We start from the raw sequence: 21,282 nt of genomic DNA on the forward strand, positions 1-21,282 counted from the left end.
GTTCGGTTACTGAGTGTTTGGCGACTGAAGGTGAATAGTTGTAAAGAGAAGGTCAGCAATCCAGCTGGCCTTCTCTTTTGGGGATTGCAGCCCAGAAGAACACTGAACCTCAAGAATCGTGTTGATGATGTAACTGAAAATTCTGTCTTAACACATGCTATCGTATTTCCTGCCCATGGGCAGTCTCGCTCTAGTAACGAGCTTCGAAAACAAGGGATATTTGTCTCCGCCAGTGGCGTGAGCTCCATTTGGTTACTGCATGGCTTAGAGAACTTCAAAAGCGATTAGAAGCCCTCGAAGCCAAAGTCGAGCCAGAAGGGATAATCCTTTCGGATGAACAAGTTGCCGCCCTTTAGTGTAAACGGCAAGAGGATGAAGCCTATGATGGGCATATCCTCTTCGTTAAAACCTAATACCAGACTCTAAATAGCAATTTGAGCTTGGCTACTTTATCATTAGCGCTTTATTGCCCTTATTACAGCCTTAGTTGCGACTCAGCTTGAGTGTATTCCTGTTTACGCATCCTGCACCTGTGTCGACTCTCTTGAAAGGATATCAGCATGACTTCCCATATCACGCCTTCTATTACTGAGCTTTCAGCAACATCACTTTCTGCAACCGATGTTGCGCCGCTATTGAAGATTATGGAGAAGCTTCGCGATCCTAAAACGGGTTGTCCTTGGGATAAGGCGCAGACCTTTCAAACCATAGTGCCTTTTACCCTTGAAGAGGCCTATGAGGTGGCCGACACGATTGAACGTTTAGCCCTAGACGAGCTGCCAGATGAGCTGGGGGATTTATTATTCCAAGTGGTGTTTTATTGCCAGTTAGGCAAAGAGCAGGGCAGGTTTGATTTCAGCACTGTCGTCAATAAAATCACCGATAAACTGACCCGCCGTCATCCCCATGTGTTTGGTGAAGCTACGTTTGAGGCGGATGCCAGTAGTCAGCAGATGAAGGCCAATTGGGAAGCGATCAAAGCTAGCGAGCGTGAAGAAAAGGCATTGGCGGCTGGGGTGACTTCATCAAGCGAGGTTTCTGTGCTTGATGATATTCCGCGCGCGCAGCCGGCGTTATCGCGTTCAATCAAAATTCAGCAGCGGGTCGCGTGTGTCGGGTTCGATTGGCCTGAGCTTGAGCCCGTTGTCGCAAAAATCCATGAAGAAATTGATGAAGTACTGGCGGAGGTGAATCAGTCAACGCTCGACCAAGCCAAAGTGCAGGCCGAAATGGGCGACTTATTATTTGCAGTGGTGAATTTGGCGCGTCATTTAAAGGTGGACCCAGAACAAGCGCTGCGACAAGCCAATGTTAAATTTGAACGCCGTTTTAGAGGTGTAGAGGCATTTGCGAGACAAAATAATAAAGCATTAGAAGAACATAGCTTAGAAGAGTTAGATGCCTACTGGGATAAGGTTAAACAGGGCGAGCCAAGATAAAGGGCAAATTATCCGGATTGGTGTTTGTCGAACGGCAACACCTTTGGTATACTACTGCCCCGTCCTAGTGCTTTCTTACAAGCACGTATTTTCAAACTCATTTTCTCAGGTTCAGCATGACTACAAGGTATATCTTCGTTACTGGTGGTGTGGTTTCATCACTAGGTAAAGGCATTGCAGCCGCTTCATTAGCCGCAATTTTAGAGGCCCGTGGTCTCAATGTAACCATCATGAAACTGGACCCATACATTAACGTTGATCCAGGTACCATGAGCCCAACGCAACATGGTGAAGTGTTTGTGACTGAGGACGGCGCAGAAACAGACCTTGACCTTGGCCACTATGAGCGTTTCATCCGCACTAAGATGAACCGTCGCAACAACTTCACTACGGGTCGTATTTACGAGGAAGTACTGCGTAAAGAGCGTCGCGGTGACTATTTAGGCGCGACGATTCAGGTGATCCCACACATCACTAACGCGATCAAAGAAAAAGTGATTGCAGGCGGTGAAGGTCACGATGTGGCTATCGTTGAAATCGGCGGTACTGTTGGTGATATCGAATCACTGCCATTCCTTGAGTCTATCCGCCAATTAGGCGTTGAACTGGGCCGCGATCGTACCCTGTTTATGCATTTAACCTTAGTGCCATTCCTTGGCGCCGCGGGTGAAGTGAAAACGAAACCGACTCAACATTCAGTGAAAGAATTGCGTTCTATCGGTATTGCACCGGATGTGCTGATCTGCCGTGGCGACCGCGCGATTCCTGCCAACGAACGTGCGAAGATTTCGTTATTCTGTAACGTTGAAGAACGTGCGGTTATTTCATTAAAAGACGTCGACAGCATCTACAAGATCCCTGCGCTGCTGCGCTCACAGGGTTTAGATGACTTAGTGGTTAAGCGTTTTGGCTTAGAATGCCGCGAAGCCGACTTGTCTGAGTGGGAAAACGTCATTTATCAAGAAGCCAATCCAAACGGCGAAGTCGTGATTGGTATGGTCGGTAAATACATCGAATTGCCAGACGCCTATAAGTCAGTCAACGAAGCATTAAAACACGCAGGTCTGAAGAACCGTGTATCTGTGAGCATCAAGTACATTGACTCACAAACTGTTGAAGCGAAAGGTGATGAAGTTCTGCAAGGGTTAGACGGTATCTTAGTTCCAGGTGGCTTCGGTGAGCGCGGTGTGGAAGGTAAGATCCTAGCGGCTAAATATGCCCGTGAAAACGAGCTGCCTTACTTTGGTATCTGTTTAGGTATGCAAGTGGCACTGATTGAATTTGCCCGTAACGTTGCCGGTATGACCGATGCACACTCAACTGAATTCAATAAAGCAACGCCATTCCCAGTGGTTGGCTTAATCACTGAATGGGTTGACGAAGAAGGTAACGTTGAACAACGCCATGAAGCCTCTGATTTAGGTGGCACTATGCGTTTAGGTGCGCAGTTATGTCACCTGCTTGATGGTTCAAAAGCGGCGCAAGCGTATAAAGGTAACACTTGTGTTGAGCGTCACCGTCACCGTTACGAAGTGAACAACAAGTACAGAGAACGTTTAGAGCAAGCGGGTCTGGTATTTAGTGGTTTATCTTCTGACCGTAAACTGGTTGAGATGATTGAGCTTAAAGACCATCCTTGGTTTGTAGCGGGTCAATTCCACCCAGAATTCACTTCGACCCCACGCGATGGTCATCCATTGTTCGAAGGTTTCGTTGCTGCCGCAAGTGCACATCAAAAACGTGATCTGAAGAAATAAATTTTAAGGCCGGACCCGCGACAGTGGGCCCGGCCTTTTGTTACACTCAGGCCGCGTAATCATGAGTCAAAACTCATACCCATGTGTATAAACGACATGCGTATAGACGGAAATAGTAAACGGAATTTAAAGATTTTGGTCGTACTCTACATCTGTTAATTCCCATTGGTATTGGTTTTTTCTTTTCTCTTTTAAACTTAAATCGAGGGTAATATGGCTAAGATTATTAACGTGATTGGTCGCGAGATTATGGATTCTCGTGGTAACCCAACAGTTGAAGCCGAAGTGCATTTAGAAGGTGGTTTTATCGGTATGGCGGCTGCGCCATCTGGTGCTTCTACCGGTAGCCGCGAAGCGCTGGAACTGCGTGATGGCGACAAGAGCCGTTACTTAGGTAAAGGCGTATTAACGGCTGTGGCTAACGTAAACGGTCCTATCCGTGCAGCGTTAATCGGTAAAGATGCGACTGCCCAGGCTGAGCTTGATCAAATCATGATCGACTTAGACGGCACTGAAAACAAAGACAAGTTAGGCGCTAACGCGATTCTGGCTGTGTCTTTAGCGGCGGCTAAAGCGGCTGCAGCATTCAAAGGCATGCCTTTATACGCTCACATTGCGGAATTAAACGGTACTCCTGGCCAATACGCTATGCCAGTGCCTATGATGAACATCCTTAACGGTGGCGAGCACGCTGATAACAACGTTGATATCCAAGAATTCATGGTTCAACCTGTTGGTGCAAAAAACTTCCGCGAAGCTTTACGTATGGGCGCTGAGATTTTCCACACCCTGAAAAAAGTACTGCACGGTAAAGGTTTAAGCACTTCTGTGGGTGATGAAGGTGGTTTTGCACCTAACCTGTCTTCTAACGCTGATGCATTAGCGGTAATCAAAGAAGCCGTTGAATTAGCAGGTTACAAGCTGGGTACCGACGTGACTCTGGCATTAGACTGCGCTGCTTCTGAGTTCTACAAAGACGGTAAATATGATCTGTCTGGCGAAGGTAAAGTATTCGATTCAAACGGTTTCTCTGACTTCCTGAAGTCATTGACTGAACAATATCCAATCGTCTCTATTGAAGACGGTCTGGACGAGTCAGATTGGGACGGTTGGGCATACCAAACTAAGATCATGGGTGACAAGATCCAATTAGTGGGCGACGATTTATTCGTAACTAACACTAAGATCTTAACCCGTGGTATCGAGAACGGCATCGCTAACTCAATCCTGATCAAGTTCAACCAAATCGGTTCATTAACTGAAACCTTAGCGGCTATTCGTATGGCAAAAGCGGCGGGTTACACTGCGGTGATTTCACACCGTAGCGGTGAAACTGAAGACGCGACTATCGCTGATTTAGCGGTAGGTACTGCGGCTGGCCAAATCAAGACGGGTTCACTGTGCCGTTCTGACCGTGTTGCTAAATACAACCAATTGCTGCGTATCGAAGAGCAATTAGGTGAAAAAGCGCCATACCGTGGTTTGAAAGAAATCAAAGGTCAGGCGTAATTTAGTCGTCTGATGTAAAAAGGCCACCACTTGGTGGCCTTTTTTGTTGTACTATCTGCAGTATATTTTTTTAATTCAAGATACTGACGCTAATTCCTCCATGAAATTCTTTGTCATTGCACTCATAGTGCTTCTCGGTTTGCTGCAATATCGGCTGTGGTCGGGCGATAACAGCCTGCCCGAATACTTTGTTCTGCAAAAACAGATCGCGGCTCAGCAAGAAGGTAATGCAAAACTCAATGAGCGTAATCAAGTGCTTAAAGAGGAAATTATCGACCTTAAGAGTGGTACCGAAGCGATTGAAGAACGGGCGCGTAACGAGCTAGGCATGGTGAAAGAAGGCGAGACCTTCTATCGCGTGGTGGGCGGTGACCGTTCAGTATCGAGTCCCTCGCAGTAACGGAGCGCCTATGGATACCGTATTAGAGGCCGCGCCGCAGGTCGAAACCCAAGTTGCAGTTCAAATTGATCCTTTCTCGCACCATGTGGTGGCGATTGTCCCCGCCGCGGGGATTGGTAGCCGTATGGGCGCGGGCAAACCAAAGCAATATTTAACCTTGCTGGGGCAAAGCATTCTGGCCCATACCTTAGACAAGTTATTGTCCCATCCGCAAATTAACCAAGTGATTGTGGCGCTGCATCCTGAGGATACTGAGTTTGCCGCGTTGCCGCAGGCTAAGCATCCCAAGCTGGTGACTGTCATTGGCGGCTCTGAGCGCGCCGACTCGGTACTGGCGGCACTTGATAAGGCGCCAGACAATGGTTGGGCTTTAGTTCACGATGCGGCCAGACCCTGCCTGACGGCGCAAGACATAGATAAATTGCTAGCATCGCGGGTGCACTTTCCCCAAGGGGCGATTTTAGCCATGCCTGTGCGGGATACCATGAAGCGCGCCAATAGCTTAGGTGAAATCAGTTCGACCGTTTGCCGCGATAATCTCTGGCATGCGTTGACGCCGCAGTTATTCCCAACCTCCTTGTTGCGATTACATTTAAAAGCCGCGCTTGCCGCGGGGGCTGTCGTGACCGATGAGGCCTCGGCGATGGAGTGGGCGGGTATTTCCCCTGGTTTGGTCGCCGGGCGGGCGGATAACATTAAAGTCACCCATCCCGATGATTTGGAGTTGGCAGAGCTTTTTTTACTGCGCGCGAATGCTTGAAGCCAAGCAGAGTGAATTGCGTAATCTATTAAATACGTTAGGAAATAAGTAATGAAAATCCGAATCGGCCATGGTTTTGATGTCCATAAATTTGGTGAAGCGCGCCCGTTAATTTTATGTGGGGTCGAAGTCCCTTACGAAACTGGGTTGGTGGCTCATTCCGACGGTGATGTGGTGTTGCATGCCATCTCCGATGCCATTCTAGGGGCGATGGCCCTTGGGGATATTGGTAAACATTTCCCCGATACCGATGCCGCCTATAAGGGCGCCGATAGTCGCGTCTTGTTGCGCCACTGCTATGCATTAGCGCGGGCGAAGGGATTTGAGCTGGGTAATCTGGATGTCACTATCATTGCCCAGGCGCCTAAGATGGCGCCGCATATCGAGGATATGCGCCTAGTGCTGGCGGCCGATCTTAATGCTGACATTGCCGATATCAACGTTAAGGCCACCACCACCGAAAAACTCGGGTTTACCGGCCGCAAAGAAGGCATTGCGGTCGAAGCCGTTGTATTACTCAGCCGCCAATAGCCTGAAACTTTAAGAGATAAGAAAGACCCATGAGCGAACTACATTACCTGTACGGCAAACCGACGGCCACCGCCGATTTAAGAACCGTTAACAGCGACTTTATCGTGAAAGAGATTTTGCCTTTTAGCCCGTCGGGCGAGGGCGAGCATCATTTAGTCCACATTCGTAAGGATGGGCTGAATACGGTGCAAGTGGCTGAAATGCTGGCCAAGTTCGCTAAGGTTCATCCCAAAGAAGTGACCTATGCAGGACAAAAAGATAAAAATGCCATCACAGAACAGTGGTTTGGCATTCGTATCCCAGGTAAAGAAACCCCGGCGTGGAGCGAGCTTAACAGCGAGCGCTTAACCATTTTATCCAGCAATCGCCACAGCAAAAAACTGCGTATTGGCGCGCTCTTGGGCAACCGTTTTATTCTTACCCTGCGCAATGTCACAAACGTGGAAGACATTATCAGCCGCATCGAAAAAGTTAGCCAAATTGGTGTGCCTAACTATTTTGGTGAGCAGCGTTTCGGCCACGATGGTAAAAACCTGGTGATGGGACGGCAAATGCTGGCGGGTAAAAAGGTGAAAGACCGTAATAAGCGCAGCATGTATCTGTCTGCGGTGCGCTCCAATCTGTTCAATACCGTCGTCTCCTATCGTTTGGCGAATCATGGCACTAAACCCTTAGCGGGGGATTGCGTGATGCTGGCGGGCAGTAAGAGCTTTTTCGTCACGCCAGAATGGGACTTAGTGGTATTAAAACGCTTGATTGAGAAGGATATTCAGCTTTCTGCGCCACTCTGGGGCCGCGGGAAAATGCTGCCGCAGGGCGAAGCCGCCGAGATTGAAACCCTCGCCATGGCAGAGCTGAGCGAAGATTGCTACGGCCTTGAGCACGCGGGGCTTGAGCAGGAGCGCCGTCCATTGCTGCTTGAACCTCAAGGCCTTAAATACGAGCAAACCGTGGATGGATTAGTGCTCGAATTTATCTTACCAGCGGGTAGCTTTGCGACATCGCTGTTAAGAGAGCTGGTTGATTATCAAGATGTGAAAGAGCTGCAATGGCAAGCGACAGTCTCATCTGATGCGAATGCTCCTGAAGCTAATACTGTAACAGGGAGTCAGACGGAAGCGCTCGATACACCAGAGACCAGTGCGCCAGAGCATGATGAGTCCGCTTTATGATCCGCATCCTAGTCAGTAATGATGATGGTGTGAATGCGCCGGGGATCAAAGCCTTAACCGAGGCGCTCGCCGAAATCGCCACTGTGATGACGGTCGCGCCCGATCGTAATTGTTCCGGCGCAAGTAACTCTTTAACCTTGACTAACCCATTAAGAATTAATAGGTTAGATAATGGTTATATTTCGGTTCACGGTACACCTACGGATTGCGTTCACTTAGCCATACGTGAGCTGTGTGATGGTGAGCCGGATATGGTGGTATCGGGTATCAATGCTGGCGCGAATATGGGGGATGACACTTTATATTCGGGTACAGTAGCGGCGGCGATGGAGGGGCGTTTTTTAGGTTTCCCCGCCGTTGCGATTTCGCTTAATGGTAAGGCATTAAAGCATTATCACACCGCGGCAGTGTATGCGCGGCGAATTGTGCAGGGGCTGTTAGCGCATCCGATTGCGAGCGATCAGATCCTCAATATCAATGTGCCCGATTTACCGCTCGATGAGATTAAAGGGATCAGGGTGACGCGCTTGGGTGCACGGCATAAGGCCGAAGGCATAGTGCGAACGCAGGATCCTGCGGGAAAAGAGATTTTTTGGCTTGGCCCACCGGGTGTAGAACAAGATGCGAGTGAAGGAACGGACTTCCATGCGGTAGCCCATGGTTATGTGTCGATCACTCCCTTAACCGTGGACTTGACCGCGTATAGACAATTATCGGTATTGCAAGATTGGGTAGATAAAATATGACTCGAGTTGCCTTAACATCGGCGGTGAATTTAGCTAAAAAGCTTCAGGAGGCGGGGATCCGCCATCCAGCCGTTCTTAAGGCAATATCCCATACCCCGCGCGAGTTGTTTCTTGATAATGCGCTGGCCCATAAAGCCTACGAAAATACCGCCTTGCCCATAGGCCAAGGACAAACCATTTCTCAGCCTTATATCGTCGCGCGTATGACAGAGTTACTGCTCCAACATCAGCCGCAAAAGGTACTTGAGGTGGGAACGGGCTCAGGCTACCAAGCGGCAATCCTCGCGCAATTAGTGCCAGAACTGTGCACCATTGAGCGTATCAAAGGGTTACAGATCCAAGCGAGGCAAAGATTAAAACGACTCGATCTGCATAATGTGTCATTCAAATATGGCGATGGCTGGCAGGGCTGGCCGAATCGCAGCCCCTTTGATGGCATTATGGTCACGGCGGCAGCGGCCAAGGTTCCCGAAGCCTTATTGTCCCAGCTAGCCGAAGGCGGCGTATTAATTATCCCCGTTGGTGAAGAGACGCAGCAATTGATGCGCTTTACCCGCCGCTCGGACCGTTTTAGTTCCGAAGTGATAGAAACTGTCAAATTTGTTCCCTTGGTCAATGGCGAGCTCGCTTAAGTTATGCGCTTAAGTTTTTGGCTTTAGGTCACTTCGTTAAATACTTGACCTTTATAATTAGGTAAAACAGTAAGATAGCCCTAAAGAGGAGTTTTTATTGTTGAATGCGGGTTTACTCTTAAACCTCAGTTTAGTGTTGTTGCTTGCGGGCTGTAGCTTTCAGGCGAGTCGCCCCGCACCTGTCGAAAGTCTCTCCCACAGTTATTCCAAACATAACAAAGGCCACATTAAATCTAATTCATATAAAGTTAAGAAAGGTGACACCCTTTATTCGATATCTTGGGCTGCGGGTAAAGATTTCGCCGAAATTGCCAAAATTAATCAATTAGATAAATCGTATACCATCTACCCTGGACAGATTTTATATTTAACGAATGATCGCGGGCAAAATGGCAAAGGCTCTACAACTTTAGGTGGAAGTAATTCAGCGTCTAAAGGGCAAAATAAAGCTAATTCTGTTGATAAACAATCAGCTAGTAACAATTCTTCCGCTAAAAACTTGTCAAGTGAACAGCAGAAAAAAACACTTGATCAGAAAGCCAAGCCTGCGTATTCTGCAACAAGCTCTCAACAAAATGTTAACCCTTCGATCGTCGCCCCTACATCAACACTGCCAGACAGTGTGAGTCAGTGGCAATGGCCAGTAAGAGGTAAATTGATTGGGACATACTCTGCCAATGAGCAGGGAAATAAAGGAATTAAGATCGCAGGAAAACGCGGAGATATCATCAAAGCCGCTGCAGATGGGCGGGTGGTATACGCAGGTAGTGCTCTTAGGGGTTACGGTAATTTAGTGATTATTAAACATAGTGACGATTACCTTAGTGCCTATGCTCATGCAGATCAGATCTTAGTCGAAGAAAAGCAACATGTCCTCGCTGGACAGACAGTTGCAAAAATGGGCAGTACAGGTACCAATCAGGTAATGCTTCGCTTCGAGATCCGTTACCACGGTCAGTCTGTTAACCCACTTAACTATTTACCTAAGCAATGATTGTTTAGGGCCTTGTTGGCATGGAGGATAAAAAATTGCAGTAATTCAAGCAGTTTACATTAGGTTTGGGAGATTTGATCATGAGCCGCATAAATAGCACTGCCGCAGAAGAACTAGTAGATTTTTCCGTAGATACCGCAGAGTTTGATCTCGATAAAGAGGATATTGCCGCTGATTTAGTTCAAGAACTAGGACTCGAACAACAGGTTCAAGATGACCTGCAAAAAAATCTTGATGCCACCCAGCTCTATTTAGGTGAAATAGGGTTTTCCCCACTGCTTAGCGCAGAAGAAGAAGTTTACTTTTCCCGTAAGGCCTTAAAAGGCTGCGAAAAATCCCGTAATCGCATGATTGAGAGTAACCTGCGACTCGTGGTTAAAATTGCCCGTCGTTACAATAATCGTGGCCTAGCGCTGCTGGATTTAATCGAAGAGGGTAATCTTGGCTTGATCCGTGCGGTGGAAAAATTCGACCCAGAAAGAGGCTTCCGTTTCTCAACCTATGCGACTTGGTGGATCAGACAAACGATTGAACGTGCCATCATGAATCAAACCCGCACGATTCGCTTGCCAATCCATGTTGTAAAAGAACTCAACGTGTATTTACGTACGGCTCGGGAATTAGCGCAAAAACTTGACCACGAACCTACGGCAGAAGAAATTGCCGAGAAACTGCAAGTATCCAGTGTTGACGTCAGCCGCATGCTGAAGCTCAACGAGAAGATCACCTCTGTCGATATCCCCTTAGGTGGCGATAACGACAAGGCGTTACTCGATGTGCTCGCCGATGACGACAACGTAGGCCCGGACTACAAAGTACAAGATGAAGACATTTCAAACTCAGTGGTGAAATGGCTTAACGAACTGAATACCAAGCAAAGAGAAGTGTTAGCGCGCCGCTTTGGTTTGTTAGGTTATGAACCCTCAACCCTTGAAGACGTCGGTGCTGAAATTGGCCTCACCCGTGAACGTGTTCGCCAAATTCAAGTGGAAGCCCTAAAACGCCTACGTGATTTGCTGGGTGCTCAAGGTCTCTCCGTAGAGGCACTTTTTAGAAACTAAGGTTTAGAAACTAAGGTTTAGAGACTAAAGTTTAGAAACTAGGCTTAGAAATTAAGGTTCAGAGACTAAAGTTAAGAGACTAAGGTTTAGAAATTTAGCCTTAAACCAGTTCAATAAGTCATAAAAAAACGCCCAATTTTCAGGGCGTTTTTTTATGCTTTGCGTTTATGCTATCGCGAGTTTTCACTCTATGTGTTAACTCAAGCGTTTTAGCTCATAGAGTAAATCCAGCGCCTGTTTGGGGGTCAGGTTATCGGGATTGATGGCTTTTAATTTGCTGACAGCGGGATTCTCCACTGGCTCAGGCAGAGCTAGCAGGGTTTGGATCGGTGCCCTAGTGCCGTTAACATTAGCACCTTCCACTTGATGATCACGGCTCTCAAGCTGATGTAACTTGTGTTTTGCCGCCTTAATCACCCGAGCTGGCACCCCGGCAAGGGCCGCAACTTGTAGGCCATAACTCTTACTGGCCGCACCTTCTTGCACCGCGTGCATAAAGGCGATGGTGTCTTCGTGCTCAATCGCATCGAGGTGCACGTTATAGACGCCAGCCATGAGTTCCGGTAATTGTGTTAACTCGAAATAATGGGTCGCAAACAGCGTCATTGCGCCGACTTGCTGCGCTAGATATTCCGCTGCAGACCAAGCTAATGACAGACCGTCGTAGGTTGAGGTGCCACGGCCAATTTCATCCATCAAGACTAAACTTTGCGCAGTCGCATTATGGAGAATATTTGCTGTTTCTGTCATTTCCACCATAAAAGTTGAGCGACCAGAGGCGAGATCGTCTGAGGCGCCAATCCGAGTAAAAATTCGATCGATAGGGCCAATGATGGCGCGTTCTGCTGGCACAAAGCAGCCAATATGGGCCATTAGGGTGATAAGCGCCACTTGGCGCATGTAGGTTGATTTACCGCCCATGTTTGGACCGGTAACAATTAACATCCGGCGTTGATTGTGCAGGGTGACAGGGTTGGCGATAAAAGGCGTTTGACTCACACGCTCAACTACAGGGTGGCGACCTGCTTCGATTTTTACTCCGATTTCGCTGCTCAGTTCTGGGCAGGTATAGCCTAAGGTTTCGGCACGTTCGGCGAAGTTACTCAGCACATCGAGTTCGGCTGCGGCTCTGGCGAAGGCTTGTAGCTCATGCAACTTGGGGAGGATTAAATCAAATAATTCGTCCCAAAGTTGTTTTTCAAGGGCAAGCGCCTTACCTTGGCTCGACAGCACTTTTTCTTCGTATTCCTTAAGCTCGGGCGTGATGTAACGCTCCATATTCTTAAGGGTTTGACGGCGCTGGTAATTTAATGGCACTTGCTGTGATTGCAGGCGACTGACTTCGATGTAGTAGCCATGCACTCGGTTGTAGCCAACCTTCAGCGTAGCAATGCCAGTACGCTCTTTTTCCCGCGCTTCGAGCTGAACCAGATAATCTGTGGCTCCTTCACTTAAGCCTCGCCATTCATCTAACTCGGCATTGTAGCCTTCGCGGATCACGCCGCCATCACGGATAAGCATGGGCGGGTTATCGACAATGGCGTGCTCAAGCAGCTGTTGCTCTTCGGGAAACTCACCTAAGAGTTGGCCTAGTTTCACCGTATGGGGCGCACTTAACTGCGCGAGTGACTGCTGCAACTGAGGCAATAGGTTTAATGCTTGGCGTAGGCGGGCAAAATCCCTTGGACGAGCGGTACGCAGTGCCAGTCTTGCCATGATACGTTCGATATCGCCTAGGGCTTTAAGTTGCTCATGTAATGATTCATGGGCTGTAGTCTCGAGTAATTCATTCACGGCCGTTTGGCGAGCAAAAATCTGCGCATGGTCCCTCAGCGGCTGATGGATCCAGCGTTGCAACATCCGGCTGCCCATCGCTGTTGCGGTATTGTCTAGCACGGCTGCTAGGGTGTTATCTCGACCACCACTCAAATTTTGTGTCAGCTCGAGGTTACGGCGCGTTGCCGCATCCAAGACAATCGTATCGGTTTGATTGAAACGGGTAATGGCATTGATATGGGGCAGGGCGGTGCGCTGGGTGTCTTTCACATATTGCATTAAGCAGCCAGCTGCTTGCAGCGAAAGCCTCGCATCGGTAATCCCAAAGCCGTGCAAATCCTTAGTGCCAAATTGAGCCAGTAGCAATTTGATGCTGGTATCGTAATCAAATTCCCACTCGGGGCGGCGACGCTTGCCTTTAAAATGATGCAATAACTCCATAGCGCCAAAATCTTCGCTATAGAGAATTTCGACCGGATTGGTACGTTGCAGCTCGGCTTCGAGGGATTCCTTCGTTTCTAATTCGGCAATCACGAAACGGCCGGAAGACACATCGAGGGTTGCGTAGCCAAAACCAACTTTACCTTGGTAAACCGCGGCTAACAGATTGTCTTGTCTCTCCTGCAATAGGGCTTCGTCGGTCAAAGTACCTGGGGTGACGATGCGCACCACTTTTCGCTCAACAGGGCCTTTTGAGGTAGCAGGGTCGCCAATCTGCTCACAGATCGCGACCGATTGGCCAATTTGAACCAATTTGGCCAGATAGCCTTCAACCGCATGGTAAGGGATACCCGCCATCGGGATCGGGTCACCGCCACTTTTGCCGCGGGCCGTAAGGGAAATGCCCAATAATTCAGAGGCGCGTTTTGCGTCATCATAGAAGAGTTCATAGAAGTCACCCATACGATAAAACAGCAGCATGTCGTGATGCTCTGCTTTCATGGTCAAATATTGACGCATCATGGGGGTATGTTTTTCTAAATCATCGGTATCTATAGGATTCATTAAATCGTTTTCGTCCGTTATGCCGGCCCAAAGCGGGAAAATAAGTCGTACAGTAATGGGATAAAAATCAGTGGATGTGTACTATTACTGTCTAAAATAAATTGACGCCAATCTTAGCAATAATTTTCTGAAAATTGACCCTTAAACCATGGATATTCACTGATATCCTGACAAATCTGCAGCACGAGTCGGTAAAAGCTTGTCTCAACGGGAAAATTTTCTGACTGAAAAATAAATCATTCACAGGTCTTGATACTGTATGATTGTACAGTATACTAGTCAGCAGATTATGACAAAGAGCCTCGCTTTTTGTATTACCCGCTTTATTAAATTGAATATCACTTTTGACAGTACTGATACTGTCTTGATGAGGGAACAGGAATGAAGGTCGATCCAAACAAAGAGAAAGCACTTGCTGCGGTATTGAGCCAAATTGAAAAGCAATTTGGTAAAGGCTCCATCATGAAGCTGGGCGAAGACCGCTCTATGGATGTTGAGACTATTTCTACTGGTTCACTTTCCCTTGACGTCGCCTTAGGGGCTGGCGGTTTACCAATGGGACGTATCGTTGAGATCTATGGTCCCGAATCATCAGGTAAAACGACGCTGACATTAGAAGTGATTGCCGCTGCTCAGCGCGAAGGTAAAACCTGTGCCTTTATCGACGCCGAGCACGCGCTAGACCCTATTTATGCTAAAAAGTTAGGCGTAGATATCGATAACTTACTGTGTTCACAACCCGATACCGGCGAACAAGCCCTTGAGATCTGTGATGCGTTAACCCGTTCTGGCGCGGTAGATGTGATCATCGTTGACTCGGTTGCGGCATTAACACCCAAAGCGGAAATTGAAGGTGAAATTGGTGACTCACACATGGGCCTAGCGGCGCGTATGATGAGCCAAGCGATGCGTAAGCTCGCGGGTAACCTCAAGCAATCGAATACACTGTTAATCTTCATCAACCAAATTCGTATGAAGATTGGTGTGATGTTTGGTAACCCAGAAACCACAACGGGCGGTAACGCGCTGAAGTTCTACGCTTCTGTTCGTCTCGATATTCGCCGTACTGGTGCTATCAAAGAAGGCGATGAAGTGGTAGGTAACGAGACGCGCGTTAAAGTGGTTAAAAACAAGGTTGCTGCACCATTTAAGCAAGCTGAGTTCCAAATTCTTTACGGTCAAGGTATCAACCGTACCGGTGAATTAGTCGATTTAGGTGTGGCCCATAAACTGATCGAAAAAGCCGGTGCATGGTACAGCTACAAGGGTGACAAGATTGGTCAGGGTCGTGCAAATGCCGGTAAATATCTGACTGAAAACCCAGCAATTGCCGCTGAAATCGATAAAACACTGCGTGAGTTACTGCTGAGTAACCCAAGCGCTATGTCTTCATCTTCATCTGATGATGAAAACAGCGAAGGCAATGTTGATTTCGAAACAGGCGAAGTATTCTGAGCCAGTCAGTCCGTCAAATCGCGGTCGCGCTGTTAGCGCGCCGCGACTATTCCCGCCAAGAAATCCGCTCCAAACTGCTCGAAAAAGGCTTTGAGGTTGTTGATATCGATCCCGTGCTCGATGATTGTGAAGCATCGGGTTTTATCAATGATAAGCGCTATGCCGAGCTTCTTGTTCGCAGCCATATTGCCCGTGGCCATGGGCCTATTCGTATCCGTCAAGCCATTGCTCAAAAAGGGCTTTCAAAGGATTGTATCGAAGCCGCCTTATCTGCAAATGAGCATGATTGGTTTGAGCTAGCAAAAGCCAAAGCCGTCAAAAAATATGTAACCCCTAGAGTCACCGAGGTAAAAGGCTCGAAATCCCGGGAGTTAGTGGCGAAAGAAAAAGCCAAACGGGTGCGGTTTTTACTGAGCCAAGGCTTTAATTACGAACAAGTCTCCTACGCCTTAGATTACGACCCTTTGGCTGATAATGATGACTAACGTCATGGTATAAACTCGTAGCCCTTGGCTTGTCTGGTCATTGTCTTTTTCGTTCGGCCGACGTGCTGATCCGGCTCATCGACTCCTCTTTAGCGCTTGGCTTTTGTGATAAGCCATGTCTTAGCGGCAAACTCACCGAAAATATGAGATTCCTAAGCCTATATCGCTATTCAAGGCTGGTCGTCTTTCCTCAGTCTGCTTATAATGCTGGGCAAATAGAAATACGGCTACCTTATGGTGTAGCTGGTCATGCTTACCCAATTCAGGACGATTTCATGTATCAAACGACAGCAGCGCTTAGAAGTGCTTTCCTCGAATTTTTCCGCAGCAATGGTCACCAAGTTGTGGACAGTAGTTCTCTTGTACCAGGCAACGATCCAACGCTTTTATTCACCAACGCCGGTATGAACCAGTTCAAGGACGTGTTTCTTGGCATGGACAAACGTAGCTATACACGTGCGACCACTGCCCAACGCTGCGTCCGTGCGGGTGGTAAACACAACGATTTAGATAACGTTGGTTACACCGCGCGTCACCATACTTTCTTCGAAATGCTGGGTAACTTCAGCTTTGGTGATTACTTCAAAGAAGATGCGATTCACTTTGGTTGGACCTTCCTGACCGAAGTCTTGAAGCTGCCAAAGGAGCGTCTGTGTGTGACTGTTTACCAAACAGACGATGAAGCCTTTGAAATTTGGAATAAAAAAATTGGTGTTGCCGCTGAAAACATCATTCGCATCGGCGATAACAAGGGCGCACCATACGCTTCAGATAACTTCTGGCAAATGGGTGATACGGGTCCTTGTGGCCCTTGTACCGAAATTTTCTACGATCACGGCGATCATATCTGGGGCGGACGTCCTGGTAGCCCAGAAGAAGATGGCGATCGTTTCATTGAAATCTGGAACATCGTATTCATGCAATACAATCGCCAAGCCTCTGGTGAAATGTTGCCACTGCCAAAACCTTCAGTCGATACCGGTATGGGTATCGAGCGTATTGCTGCAATTATGCAAGGCGTGCATTCAAACTATGAAATCGATATTTTCCGCGCCTTGATTGCCAAAGCGGCCGAAATCATCGGTATGACTGATTTATCTAACAAGTCGCTGCGCGTTATTGCCGACCATATCCGTTCATGCGCCTTCTTAGTTGCCGATGGTGTGATGCCATCGAATGAAGGTCGTGGTTATGTGCTGCGCCGTATTATTCGCCGCGCAGTACGTCATGGTAACAAGTTAGGGGCCACCGAAGCCTTCTTCTACAAGTTAGTTCCGACGCTAATTGAAGTGATGGGCGATGCAGCTAAAGGTCTTGCCGATACTCAAGTAATTGTTGAAAAAGCCCTTAAAGCGGAAGAAGAGCAGTTTGCCCGTACGCTTGAGCGTGGTTTAGGTATTCTGGATAGCGCGTTAAACGAATTGCAGGGCGATACCTTAGACGGTGAAACTGTGTTCAAACTGTACGATACCTATGGCTTCCCTGTGGATTTAACCGCAGACGTATGCCGTGAGCGCAACATTATCGTCGATGAAGCGGGCTTCGAAGTCGCGATGGCTGAACAACGTAGCCGCGCTCAAGCTGCGGGTAACTTTGGCGCTGATTACAACGCAGCTCTCAAGATTGATGAAGAAACGTCCTTCTGCGGTTACACCGAATTAGCGGGCGAAGGCAAGGTAACTGCACTGTATGTTAACGGTGAATCAGTAGATTCAATCTCTGCCGGCACTGAAGCTGTTGTAGTGTTAGATGTGACGCCATTCTACGCAGAATCAGGTGGTCAGGTTGGCGATAAAGGTGTTCTGGTAGCCGAAGGTGTTGAGTTCGTTGTAAACGACACCCAAAAATTCGGTCAAGCCTCTGGTCATAAGGGCACATTAACAGCTGGCACTATCAGTGTTGGTCAAGCCATTGAAGCCAAAGTGGATAAGAAACTGCGTCACCGCACTCAGTTAAACCACTCTGTGACTCACTTACTGCACGCGGCATTGCGTCAAGTGTTGGGCACTCACGTTACTCAAAAAGGTTCGTTAGTTGACCCTGAGCGTTTACGTTTCGACTTCTCTCATTTCGAAGCGGTCAAGCCTGCTGAGTTGAAACAGGTTGAAGAGTTAGTCAACACCCAAATTCGCCGTAACCATGAGCTGAAAGTCGCTGAAATGGCGATTGATGAAGCCAAAGAAAAAGGCGCGATGGCGCTCTTCGGTGAGAAGTACAATGCCGAGGTGCGTGTTGTCACTATGGGCGATTTCTCTATCGAGCTGTGTGGTGGTACTCACGTTGGCCGTACCGGTGACATTGGTCTATTCAAAATTACCTCTGAGGGCGGTATCGCTGCGGGCGTTCGCCGTATCGAAGCGGTAACCGGCGCTGCGGCGATGGCCTATGTGGCACAGCAACAAGCGCAACTTGAAGAAGCAGCAGCTCTGCTTAAAGGCGATACTCAATCGGTTGTGGCCAAGCTGAAGGCACAACTGGATAAAATGAAGCAACTTGAAAAAGACATGCAGCAACTGAAGGATAAGTTAGCAGCAGCAGCGAGTGCGGATTTAGCCGGTGATGCCGTTGTGGTTAATGGCGTAAATGTGCTGATTAAGAAGCTTGAAGGCGTTGAAGCAGGTGCACTGCGTGGCCTGCAAGATGAGTTAAAGCAAAAGCTGAAATCCGCCGTTATTCTGCTTGGTGTGGCTCAAGAAGGTAAAGTGAATCTGATTGCGGGCGTGAGCAACGACTTAGTCGGTAAAGTGAAGGCCGGTGAACTGGTTGCTATGGTTGCTGCGCAGGTGGGTGGTAAAGGCGGTGGTCGCCCTGATATGGCCCAAGCGGGTGGTAGCCAACCAGAAAATCTGGATGCGGCACTGTCTCAAGTATTACCTTGGATTACTGAGCGTTTAGCTTAAGAGGTTGCTGTGCTCGAAAAACGAAAGCTTAGTGGTAGCAAGCTTTTTGTGAAGAAGTTTGGTGGCACTTCGGTGGGTTCGATTGAACGCATCGAAGTGGTTGCCGAGCAAATTGCAAAGTCCGCTCACAATGGTGAGCTGCAGGTCTTGGTGCTTTCTGCTATGGCAGGGGAGACCAACAGACTATTTGCGCTTGCGGCGCAAATCGATCCCCGCGCGAGTGCGCGGGAACTCGATATGCTGGTCTCTACGGGAGAGCAAATCAGTATTGCGTTAATGGCGATGGCGTTACAACGTCGTGGCATTAAGGCGAGATCCCTGACTGGCGATCAAGTCCAAATTCATACAAACAGTCAGTTTGGTCGGGCGAGTATTGAGCGTGTCGATACGACATACTTAACCTCCTTACTAAACGACGGCATTGTGCCGATTGTGGCTGGCTTTCAAGGTATCGATCCCAATGGTGATGTCACAACCTTAGGGCGCGGTGGCTCAGATACTACAGCTGTGGCACTCGCTGCGGCGTTAAAAGCCGATGAATGTCAAATCTTTACCGATGTGCCCGGTGTCTTTACTACCGATCCGAATATCGACAGCAGTGCCAGACGCCTCGATGTGATTGGTTTTGATGTGATGCTAGAAATGGCAAAACTCGGCGCTAAGGTGTTGCATCCCGATTCGGTTGAATACGCACAACGTTTTAAAGTGCCACTGCGTGTATTGTCGAGCTTTGAGGCGGGCCATGGGACATTGATCCAATTTGGTGACGAATCAGAGCTGGCGATGGCTGCATCCGTGCAAGGTATTGCGATTAATAAGGCGCTCGCGACCTTAACCATAAAAGGGTTGTTTACCAGCAGTGAGCATTATCAAGCACTGTTAGCCTGTTTGGCACGGCTTGAGATCGATGTTGAATTTATTACCCCGCTCAAACTCAATGAAACCTCAGCAGCCGAATGTGTCAGTTTTATGCTGGCCGAAGCCAAGGTCGATATTTTATTGCACGAGCTAGAGCTTTTAAGCGAAAGTCTTGATCTAGGCCAATTGATTGTTGAGCGCCAACGTGCAAAAGTGTCTTTAGTTGGCAAAGGTTTACAGGCAAAAGTTGGATTATTGACTAAGATGTTAGATGTATTGGGTAATGAAACAATCCATGCTAAGTTACTTTCGACATCGGAGAGTAAATTGTCAACTGTGATCGATGAAAGGGACTTGCACAAGGCGGTTCGGGCGTTACATCACGCCTTTGAGCTAAATAAGGTGTAATTAAATAACTGTTTGAGTATTGAATACTATTAATTTGTACTCAGCTGACCCTATAATATGCCCATCTACCGGATGAGTGCCGTGTGTAAGCTGAATTAAGACATAAAGGAGCTATCGAATGCTGATTTTGACTCGTCGTGTTGGCGAAACACTGATGATTGGTGATGAAGTCACAGTTACAGTGCTAGGGGTAAAAGGCAATCAAGTGCGTATTGGTGTGAATGCACCGAAAGAGGTTTCTGTCCACCGTGAAGAGATCTACCAACGCATTCAATCTGAAAAATCAGGTACACCTTCAGAAGGTGGTAACTTTTAATACGGCGTTTAGGCGAGTATTAACGACATAGAAGAGTCAGTTTTTTAACTGGCTTTTTTATTTTTGGAACCGAAAGATTGGCGCAAATCAACACATTGGATTGATATAACAGCAATGTGATTAAAAACGCTTCAAACAGAAGTTGTTTCAGAAAAAGGGTTTGACTTATTTTCGTCAAACAGTAATATGTGCGCCAAGAAAACGGAGAGGTGGCCGAGTGGCCGAAGGCGCTCCCCTGCTAAGGGAGTATGGGCTTTATCTCCCATCGAGGGTTCGAATCCCTCCTTCTCCGCCATTTCTTACAGATAAAAGTGCGCGTGTAGCTCAGCTGGATAGAGTACCTGGCTACGAACCAGGCGGTCGGAGGTTCGAATCCTTCCACGCGCACCATTTTATTGAAGCAAGATAGATACAAGTCGCGCATGTAGCTCAGCTGGATAGAGTACCTGGCTACGAACCAGGCGGTCGGAGGTTCGACTCCTTCCATGCGCACCATCTCTGCATTAGTTATGTTTAACTCATCAGGTTTGAATTTCAGTAGAAATTTTGTAATTAGTGCTTCAAGTAAGTGTTTTAAGCGCGTGTAGCTCAGCTGGATAGAGTACCTGGCTACGAACCAGGCGGTCGGAGGTTCGAATCCTTCCACGCGCACCATATTCAATCTTAATGCGAATGTGTTGAGATAACAGTTAAAAATGCGCATGTAGCTCAGCTGGATAGAGTACCTGGCTACGAACCAGGCGGTCGGAGGTTCGACTCCTTCCATGCGCACCAATTCGCAGGCAAAGCCTTAGCTTTGTTAGCAAAACGCAAAAATCGCGCGTGTAGCTCAGCTGGATAGAGTACCTGGCTACGAACCAGGCGGTCGGAGGTTCGAATCCTTCCACGCGCACCATTTTAGTAAGCATTAGCTTACAAATGCAGATTTTGCGGAGAGGTGGCCGAGTGGCCGAAGGCGCTCCCCTGCTAAGGGAGTATGGGCTTTATCTCCCATCGAGGGTTCGAATCCCTCCTTCTCCGCCATTCTATTCCTAGTGAATAGATTTAATTTGCGAGACTTAAGGGCTTCTTCTAGACT

The 21,282-nt window shown here is 48.0% G+C and carries 17 protein-coding genes, 7 tRNA genes and 1 pseudogene; 24 read left to right on the forward strand and 1 reads right to left on the reverse strand.

The window, feature by feature from the left end:
• Positions 1-93: 93 nt before the first annotated feature.
• The 12 genes and pseudogenes from K0H60_RS05930 to rpoS all read left to right on the forward strand — a co-directional run.
• A pseudogene (locus tag K0H60_RS05930) lies at positions 94-353 on the forward strand (IS481 family transposase); the annotation flags it as partial.
• Between the two features lie 207 nt (positions 354-560).
• Positions 561-1,439 carry a nucleoside triphosphate pyrophosphohydrolase gene (gene mazG, locus K0H60_RS05935; protein WP_220057571.1) on the forward strand — a complete coding sequence of 293 codons (879 nt, stop codon included), beginning with the start codon at positions 561-563 and terminating at the stop codon, positions 1,437-1,439.
• A 116-nt stretch (positions 1,440-1,555) separates the two neighbouring features.
• Positions 1,556-3,196: a CTP synthase gene (pyrG, locus tag K0H60_RS05940; RefSeq protein WP_220057572.1), complete on the forward strand. Its 1,641-nt coding sequence runs from the start codon at positions 1,556-1,558 to the stop codon at positions 3,194-3,196.
• Positions 3,197-3,409: 213 nt separating this feature from the next.
• Complete coding sequence (gene eno / locus K0H60_RS05945; protein WP_011621904.1) at positions 3,410-4,705, forward strand: phosphopyruvate hydratase; 1,296 nt, start codon at positions 3,410-3,412, stop codon at positions 4,703-4,705.
• Positions 4,706-4,805: 100 nt separating this feature from the next.
• The gene (gene ftsB / locus K0H60_RS05950; protein WP_011625569.1) at positions 4,806-5,105 is read left to right on the forward strand and encodes a cell division protein FtsB; all 300 of its coding nucleotides are present in this window, start codon (positions 4,806-4,808) and stop codon (positions 5,103-5,105) included.
• Positions 5,106-5,115: 10 nt separating this feature from the next.
• Positions 5,116-5,865, forward strand: coding sequence for a 2-C-methyl-D-erythritol 4-phosphate cytidylyltransferase (gene ispD / locus K0H60_RS05955; RefSeq protein ID WP_088210809.1), 750 nt, complete (start codon positions 5,116-5,118; stop codon positions 5,863-5,865).
• A gap of 51 nt (positions 5,866-5,916) precedes the next feature.
• On the forward strand, positions 5,917-6,396 hold the full coding sequence (ispF, locus tag K0H60_RS05960) for a 2-C-methyl-D-erythritol 2,4-cyclodiphosphate synthase (protein ID WP_220057573.1): 480 nt from the start codon (positions 5,917-5,919) through the stop codon (positions 6,394-6,396).
• Positions 6,397-6,425: 29 nt separating this feature from the next.
• Positions 6,426-7,568 (forward strand): tRNA pseudouridine(13) synthase TruD, encoded by a 1,143-nt coding sequence (gene truD / locus K0H60_RS05965; protein WP_258405793.1) that lies wholly within the window; start codon positions 6,426-6,428, stop codon positions 7,566-7,568.
• Positions 7,565-8,314 (forward strand): 5'/3'-nucleotidase SurE, encoded by a 750-nt coding sequence (gene surE, locus K0H60_RS05970; RefSeq protein ID WP_220054959.1) that lies wholly within the window; start codon positions 7,565-7,567, stop codon positions 8,312-8,314. The genes truD and surE overlap by 4 nt, the downstream gene beginning before the upstream one ends.
• Positions 8,311-8,946 carry a protein-L-isoaspartate(D-aspartate) O-methyltransferase gene (locus K0H60_RS05975; RefSeq protein ID WP_011621910.1) on the forward strand — a complete coding sequence of 212 codons (636 nt, stop codon included), beginning with the start codon at positions 8,311-8,313 and terminating at the stop codon, positions 8,944-8,946. Before surE ends, K0H60_RS05975 begins: the two co-directional genes overlap by 4 nt.
• 97 nt (positions 8,947-9,043) lie before the next feature.
• The gene (locus K0H60_RS05980) at positions 9,044-9,940 is read left to right on the forward strand and encodes a peptidoglycan DD-metalloendopeptidase family protein (RefSeq protein ID WP_220057574.1); all 897 of its coding nucleotides are present in this window, start codon (positions 9,044-9,046) and stop codon (positions 9,938-9,940) included.
• 80 nt (positions 9,941-10,020) lie between these two features.
• Entirely contained in the window at positions 10,021-11,001 is a 981-nt protein-coding gene (rpoS, locus tag K0H60_RS05985; RefSeq protein ID WP_011621912.1) for an RNA polymerase sigma factor RpoS, read from the forward strand.
• 195 nt (positions 11,002-11,196) lie between these two features.
• Here rpoS and mutS read toward each other — a convergent pair whose 3' ends face one another.
• Positions 11,197-13,782: a DNA mismatch repair protein MutS gene (gene mutS, locus K0H60_RS05990; RefSeq protein ID WP_220057575.1), complete on the reverse strand. Its 2,586-nt coding sequence runs from the start codon at positions 13,780-13,782 to the stop codon at positions 11,197-11,199.
• Positions 13,783-14,163: 381 nt separating this feature from the next.
• Here mutS and recA point away from each other — a divergent pair, with 381 nt between their 5' ends.
• From recA to K0H60_RS06050, 12 genes are all read left to right on the forward strand, one after another.
• On the forward strand, positions 14,164-15,237 hold the full coding sequence (gene recA, locus K0H60_RS05995; RefSeq protein ID WP_011716225.1) for a recombinase RecA: 1,074 nt from the start codon (positions 14,164-14,166) through the stop codon (positions 15,235-15,237).
• 17 nt (positions 15,238-15,254) lie between these two features.
• Complete coding sequence (locus K0H60_RS06000) at positions 15,255-15,722, forward strand: regulatory protein RecX (protein ID WP_374925260.1); 468 nt, start codon at positions 15,255-15,257, stop codon at positions 15,720-15,722.
• 275 nt (positions 15,723-15,997) lie between these two features.
• On the forward strand, positions 15,998-18,622 hold the full coding sequence (alaS, locus tag K0H60_RS06005) for an alanine--tRNA ligase (protein WP_220057576.1): 2,625 nt from the start codon (positions 15,998-16,000) through the stop codon (positions 18,620-18,622).
• 9 nt (positions 18,623-18,631) lie between these two features.
• On the forward strand, positions 18,632-19,888 hold the full coding sequence (locus K0H60_RS06010) for an aspartate kinase (protein WP_220057577.1): 1,257 nt from the start codon (positions 18,632-18,634) through the stop codon (positions 19,886-19,888).
• Between the two features lie 118 nt (positions 19,889-20,006).
• Complete coding sequence (gene csrA, locus K0H60_RS06015; protein ID WP_006082602.1) at positions 20,007-20,204, forward strand: carbon storage regulator CsrA; 198 nt, start codon at positions 20,007-20,009, stop codon at positions 20,202-20,204.
• A gap of 203 nt (positions 20,205-20,407) precedes the next feature.
• Positions 20,408-20,499, forward strand: a tRNA-Ser gene (locus K0H60_RS06020).
• Between the two features lie 18 nt (positions 20,500-20,517).
• Positions 20,518-20,594: transfer RNA gene (locus K0H60_RS06025), tRNA-Arg, on the forward strand.
• A 28-nt stretch (positions 20,595-20,622) separates the two neighbouring features.
• Positions 20,623-20,699: transfer RNA gene (locus K0H60_RS06030), tRNA-Arg, on the forward strand.
• Positions 20,700-20,781: 82 nt separating this feature from the next.
• Positions 20,782-20,858: transfer RNA gene (locus K0H60_RS06035), tRNA-Arg, on the forward strand.
• A 43-nt stretch (positions 20,859-20,901) separates the two neighbouring features.
• Positions 20,902-20,978, forward strand: a tRNA-Arg gene (locus K0H60_RS06040).
• A gap of 44 nt (positions 20,979-21,022) precedes the next feature.
• Positions 21,023-21,099, forward strand: a tRNA-Arg gene (locus K0H60_RS06045).
• A 36-nt stretch (positions 21,100-21,135) separates the two neighbouring features.
• Positions 21,136-21,227, forward strand: a tRNA-Ser gene (locus K0H60_RS06050).
• Positions 21,228-21,282 lie beyond the last annotated feature (55 nt).

It is taken from the genome of Shewanella mangrovisoli (assembly GCF_019457635.1).
GTDB classification, from domain to species: Bacteria; Pseudomonadota; Gammaproteobacteria; order Enterobacterales; family Shewanellaceae; genus Shewanella; species Shewanella mangrovisoli.

Excerpts from the sequence above, each read along its gene's own strand:
- ispF (WP_220057573.1), top strand. The coding sequence starts at position 5,917 with ATGAAAATCCGAATCGGCCATGGTTTTGATGTCCATAAATTTGGTGAA.
- recA (WP_011716225.1), top strand. The coding sequence starts at position 14,164 with ATGAAGGTCGATCCAAACAAAGAGAAAGCACTTGCTGCGGTATTGAGC.
- ispD (WP_088210809.1), top strand. The coding sequence starts at position 5,116 with ATGGATACCGTATTAGAGGCCGCGCCGCAGGTCGAAACCCAAGTTGCA.
- eno (WP_011621904.1), top strand. The coding sequence starts at position 3,410 with ATGGCTAAGATTATTAACGTGATTGGTCGCGAGATTATGGATTCTCGT.
- mutS (WP_220057575.1), bottom strand. The coding sequence starts at position 13,782 with ATGAATCCTATAGATACCGATGATTTAGAAAAACATACCCCCATGATG.
- truD (WP_258405793.1), top strand. The coding sequence starts at position 6,426 with ATGAGCGAACTACATTACCTGTACGGCAAACCGACGGCCACCGCCGAT.
- csrA (WP_006082602.1), top strand. The coding sequence starts at position 20,007 with ATGCTGATTTTGACTCGTCGTGTTGGCGAAACACTGATGATTGGTGAT.
- surE (WP_220054959.1), top strand. The coding sequence starts at position 7,565 with ATGATCCGCATCCTAGTCAGTAATGATGATGGTGTGAATGCGCCGGGG.
- ftsB (WP_011625569.1), top strand. The coding sequence starts at position 4,806 with ATGAAATTCTTTGTCATTGCACTCATAGTGCTTCTCGGTTTGCTGCAA.
- rpoS (WP_011621912.1), top strand. The coding sequence starts at position 10,021 with ATGAGCCGCATAAATAGCACTGCCGCAGAAGAACTAGTAGATTTTTCC.
- alaS (WP_220057576.1), top strand. The coding sequence starts at position 15,998 with ATGTATCAAACGACAGCAGCGCTTAGAAGTGCTTTCCTCGAATTTTTC.
- mazG (WP_220057571.1), top strand. The coding sequence starts at position 561 with ATGACTTCCCATATCACGCCTTCTATTACTGAGCTTTCAGCAACATCA.
- pyrG (WP_220057572.1), top strand. The coding sequence starts at position 1,556 with ATGACTACAAGGTATATCTTCGTTACTGGTGGTGTGGTTTCATCACTA.
- K0H60_RS05975 (WP_011621910.1), top strand. The coding sequence starts at position 8,311 with ATGACTCGAGTTGCCTTAACATCGGCGGTGAATTTAGCTAAAAAGCTT.